The following is a 5,144-nucleotide window of genomic DNA, read 5'->3' as shown; positions in this document are numbered from 1 at the left end:
ACTCCGCCAGTAGGGCTCGAACCTACGACATCATGATTAACAGTCATGCGCTCTGCCAGCTGAGCTATGGCGGAATAACTTTGATATGACACGCGTGGCAACGTCCTACTCTCACAAGACCAAAGGTCCAACTACCATCGGCGCTAAGAAGCTTAACTGCTGTGTTCGGCATGGGTACAGGTGTGTCCTTCTTGCCATCATCACCACACAGTGTCATCTCATCGTTATCTTGAGCAATCTCTCAATCACTCAAAACTGAATACACCTCTACTTACCTTGAAATCTCATGGTTAAGTCCTCGACCGATTAGTACTAGTCCGCTCCATATATCGCTATACTTCCACTTCTAGCCTATCTACCTGATCGTCTCTCAGGGGTCTTACTTCTTGCGAATGGGAAATCTCATCTTGAAGCTGGCTTCCCGCTTAGATGCTTTCAGCGGTTATCCATCCCACACATAGCTACCCAGCAATGCTCCTGGCGGAACAACTGGTACACCAGCGGTGTGTCCATCCCGGTCCTCTCGTACTAAGGACAGCTCTTCTCAAATTTCCTACGCCCGCGACGGATAGGGACCGAACTGTCTCACGACGTTCTGAACCCAGCTCGCGTACCGCTTTAATGGGCGAACAGCCCAACCCTTGGGACCGACTTCAGCCCCAGGATGCGATGAGCCGACATCGAGGTGCCAAACCTCCCCGTCGATGTGAACTCTTGGGGGAGATAAGCCTGTTATCCCCAGGGTAGCTTTTATCCGTTGAGCGATGGCCCTTCCATGCGGTACCACCGGATCACTAAGCCCGACTTTCGTCCCTGCTCGACTTGTTGGTCTCGCAGTCAAGCTCCCTTCTGCCTTTGCACTCTACGAATGATTTCCAACCATTCTGAGGGAACCTTTGGGCGCCTCCGTTACTCTTTAGGAGGCGACCGCCCCAGTCAAACTGCCCACCTGACACTGTCTTCCGTGTTCTTCACGCGAGTTAGAGGGTTCATATTACAAGGGTAGTATCCCACCAACGTCTCCTTGCATACTGGCGTACACAGCTCTTTGACTCCTACCTATCCTGTACATGTCACACAAACACTCAATATCAAGTTGCAGTAAAGCTCCATGGGGTCTTTCCGTCCTGTCGCGGGTAACCTGCATCTTCACAGGTACTATAATTTCACCGAGTCTCTCGTTGAGACAGTGCCCAGATCGTTACGCCTTTCGTGCGGGTCGGAACTTACCCGACAAGGAATTTCGCTACCTTAGGACCGTTATAGTTACGGCCGCCGTTTACTGGGGCTTCAATTCGCACCTTCGCTTGCGCTAAGCGCTCCTCTTAACCTTCCAGCACCGGGCAGGCGTCAGCTCCTATACGTCATCTTGCGATTTAGCAGAAACCTGTGTTTTTGATAAACAGTCGCCTGGGCCTATTCACTGCGGCTGACTTGCGTCAGCACCCCTTCTCCCGAAGTTACGGGGTCATTTTGCCGAGTTCCTTAACGAGAGTTCTCTCGCTCACCTTAGTGTTCTCCACTTGACTACCTGTGTCGGTTTGCGGTACGGGTTGGTTATACTAGCTAGAAGCTTTTCTCGACAGTTTGATTATCCACCTTCGCTACTTTAATTTCGCTCCAGGTCACAACTCATCATTAATCGTAAGCATTTGACTCACAATCTCACTCGTTGCTTCTACAGACTTTTCCATCTGTCTGCGTGGACTTACCTCCTGTGTCCCTCCATTGCTTAAATCGTATTTCCCAAGTACAGGAATCTCTACCTGTTGTCCATCGCATACGCCGTTCGGCTTTTGCTTAGGGCCCGACTTACCCAGGGCGGACGAGCCTTCCCCTGGAAACCTTAGTCTATCGGTGGACGGGATTCTCACCCGTCTTTCGCTACTCATACCGGCATTCTCACTTCTATGCGCTCCACTGCTCCTTACGGTACAGCTTCGCCGCACATAGAACGCTCTCCTACCACTCTAATAAATTAGAATCCACAGCTTCGGTGGACTGTTTAGCCCCGGTACATTTTCGGCGCAGGGTCACTCGACTAGTGAGCTATTACGCACTCTTTAAATGATGGCTGCTTCTAAGCCAACATCCTAGCTGTCTAGGCAACCCCACATCCTTTTCCACTTAACAGTTACTTTGGGACCTTAGCTGGTGGTCTGGGCTGTTTCCCTTTCGACTACGGATCTTATCACTCGCAGTCTGACTCCCAGAGATGAGTTTGTGGCATTCGGAGTTTATCTAGATTCGGTAACCCGAAAGGGCCCCTAGTCCAAACAGTGCTCTACCTCCACAACTCTTCCTCTGAGGCTATACCTAAATATATTTCGGAGAGAACCAGCTATCTCCAGGTTCGATTGGAATTTCTCCGCTACCCACACGTCATCTCCACACTTTTCAACGTATGTGAGTTCGGTCCTCCAGTGCGTCTTACCACACCTTCAACCTGCACATGGGTAGGTCACCTGGTTTCGGGTCGACGACACCTGACTAACGCCCTATTCAGACTCGCTTTCGCTACGGCTCCGTATCTTCTACTTAACCTTGCCAACTATCGTCACTCGCCGGTTCATTCTACAAAAGGCACGCCATCACCCCTTAACGGGCTCTGACTACTTGTAAGCACACGGTTTCAGGTACTCTTTCACTCCCCTTCCGGGGTGCTTTTCACCTTTCCCTCACGGTACTGGTTCACTATCGGTCACTAGGGAGTATTTAGCCTTACCAGATGGTCCTGGTGGATTCCGACGGGATTTCTCGTGTCCCGCCGTACTCAGGATACTCCTGAGCCTGTTGATCTTTCGCATACGGGGGTCTCACCCTCTCTGCCGCCCCTTCCCATGGGCTTCTACTAAATCGTCTGGTCTCGTGATGGAGTCCTTCAACCCCAACGTGCATGCACGCTGGTTTGGGCTCTTCCCCGTTCGCTCGCCGCTACTTAGGGAATCATTCTTATTTTCTTTTCCTGCAGGTACTTAGATGTTTCAGTTCTCTGCGTCTACCTTCCTTGCGGATAATGATCTTCTACAATCATTGGGTTCCCCCATTCGGAAATCTCCGGTTCTTAGCGTACTTACCGCTCCCCGAAGCATATCGCTGTTCGTCGCGTCCTTCATCGGCTCCTAGTGCCAAGGCATTCACCGTGCGCCCTTTATTGCTTAACCACAATATTTTCGCTTATTTTTTAACTCTATGATATTACTCATAGACTCGGTCAATTTCTCGGTTCATTATATCTTTTATTTAAGAAATAATGTGATTGTCATACCTCGCATCGAGAATATGATCAATCTTGTTTGGTGTATTCAGTTTTCAATGATCGATTGAGTTGCTTCATAAAGAAGCTCACTCAAAACTAAACAAAGACAGTAACCTTTCGTGTAGGTTCCAACTACTCCTTAGAAAGGAGGTGATCCAGCCGCACCTTCCGATACGGCTACCTTGTTACGACTTCACCCCAATCATCTATCCCACCTTCGACGGCTCCCTCTATAAGTTAGGCCACCGGCTTCGGGTGTTACAAACTCTCGTGGTGTGACGGGCGGTGTGTACAAGACCCGGGAACGTATTCACCGCGGCGTGCTGATCCGCGATTACTAGCGATTCCGGCTTCATGCTCTCGAGTTGCAGAGAACAATCCGAACTGAGAATGGCTTTCAGAGATTCGCTTACCCTCGCGAGTTCGCTGCTCGTTGTACCATCCATTGTAGCACGTGTGTAGCCCAGGTCATAAGGGGCATGATGATTTGACGTCATCCCCACCTTCCTCCGGTTTGTCACCGGCAGTCTCACTAGAGTCCCCAACTGAATGCTGGCAACTAATGATAAGGGTTGCGCTCGTTGCGGGACTTAACCCAACATCTCACGACACGAGCTGACGACAACCATGCACCACCTGTCTTGCTGTCCCGAAGGATTTCACCTATCTCTAGGTTATGCAGCAGATGTCAAGACCTGGTAAGGTTCTTCGCGTTGCTTCGAATTAAACCACATGCTCCACCGCTTGTGCGGGTCCCCGTCAATTCCTTTGAGTTTCAGTCTTGCGACCGTACTCCCCAGGCGGAGTGCTTATTGCGTTAACTCCAGCACTGAAGGGTGGAAACCCTCCAACACTTAGCACTCATCGTTTACGGCGTGGACTACCAGGGTATCTAATCCTGTTTGCTCCCCACGCTTTCGAGCCTCAGCGTCAGTTATAGACCAGAAAGTCGCCTTCGCCACTGGTGTTCCTCCATATATCTACGCATTTCACCGCTACACATGGAATTCCACTTTCCTCTTCTATACTCAAGTGACCCAGTTTCCAATGACCCTCCACGGTTGAGCCGTGGGCTTTCACATCAGACTTAAGTCACCGCCTGCGCTCCCTTTACGCCCAATAAATCCGGACAACGCTTGCCACCTACGTATTACCGCGGCTGCTGGCACGTAGTTAGCCGTGGCTTTCTGGTTAGATACCGTCACTCCGAATGCAGTTACTCATTCGGTCGTTCTTCTCTAACAACAGTGCTTTACGATCCGAAGACCTTCTTCACACACGCGGCGTTGCTCCGTCAGACTTGCGTCCATTGCGGAAGATTCCCTACTGCTGCCTCCCGTAGGAGTTTGGGCCGTGTCTCAGTCCCAATGTGGCCGATCACCCTCTCAGGTCGGCTATGCATCATGGCCATGGTAGGCTTTTACCCCACCATCTAGCTAATGCACCGCGGAGCCATCCTTCAGTGACAGCCGAAGCCGTCTTTCCTTCGTTGATCATGCGATCTGCGATTCTATGCGGTATTAGTCATCGTTTCCAATGGTTATCCCCCGCTGAAGGGTAGGTTCTCCACGTGTTACTCACCCGTGCGCCACTAACCTTGAAAGAACAAGTTCTCTCGCGGTTCGTTCGACTTGCATGTATTAGGCACGCCGCCAGCGTTCGTCCTGAGCCAGGATCAAACTCTCATGAAAGAATTTGAGCTTTTGCTCATTACTATTACTAGCTATTGATTTTTTTTACTGCTGGTCTGCAGTATGTCTCGAATTATATTCGGTTGTTTCTATCCGGTTTAACGAATAGACCCTTACACATTTTGGTGTTTGTCTTTGTTCAGTTTTCAATGAGCTTCGCTGCCATAAGTGACAACTTCTATATACTAGCATGG

Annotated in this window: 1 tRNA gene and 3 rRNA genes; all 4 read right to left on the bottom strand. The window is 50.3% G+C overall.

From position 1 onward, the window contains the following. Nucleotide 1: 1 nt before the first annotated feature. Nucleotides 2-74: transfer RNA gene (locus tag ACQV2O_RS08415), tRNA-Asn, on the bottom strand. A gap of 18 nt (nucleotides 75-92) precedes the next feature. Beyond that, nucleotides 93-208, bottom strand: a 5S ribosomal RNA gene (gene rrf / locus ACQV2O_RS08410). 78 nt (nucleotides 209-286) lie between these two features. Further along, a 23S ribosomal RNA gene (locus ACQV2O_RS08405) occupies nucleotides 287-3,164 on the bottom strand. 238 nt (nucleotides 3,165-3,402) lie between these two features. Then, nucleotides 3,403-4,950: ribosomal RNA gene (locus tag ACQV2O_RS08400) — 16S ribosomal RNA — on the bottom strand. Together the 16S, 23S and 5S rRNA genes with 1 tRNA gene alongside form the textbook arrangement of a ribosomal RNA operon. Nucleotides 4,951-5,144 lie beyond the last annotated feature (194 nt).

The sequence above is a fragment of the Facklamia sp. P13055 genome, from assembly GCF_050409445.1.
In the GTDB taxonomy this organism is placed as follows: Bacteria; Bacillota; Bacilli; order Lactobacillales; family Aerococcaceae; genus Facklamia.
Note: the sequence above shows the minus strand (reverse complement) of the source record. Positions and strands in the feature narration are given on the sequence as shown.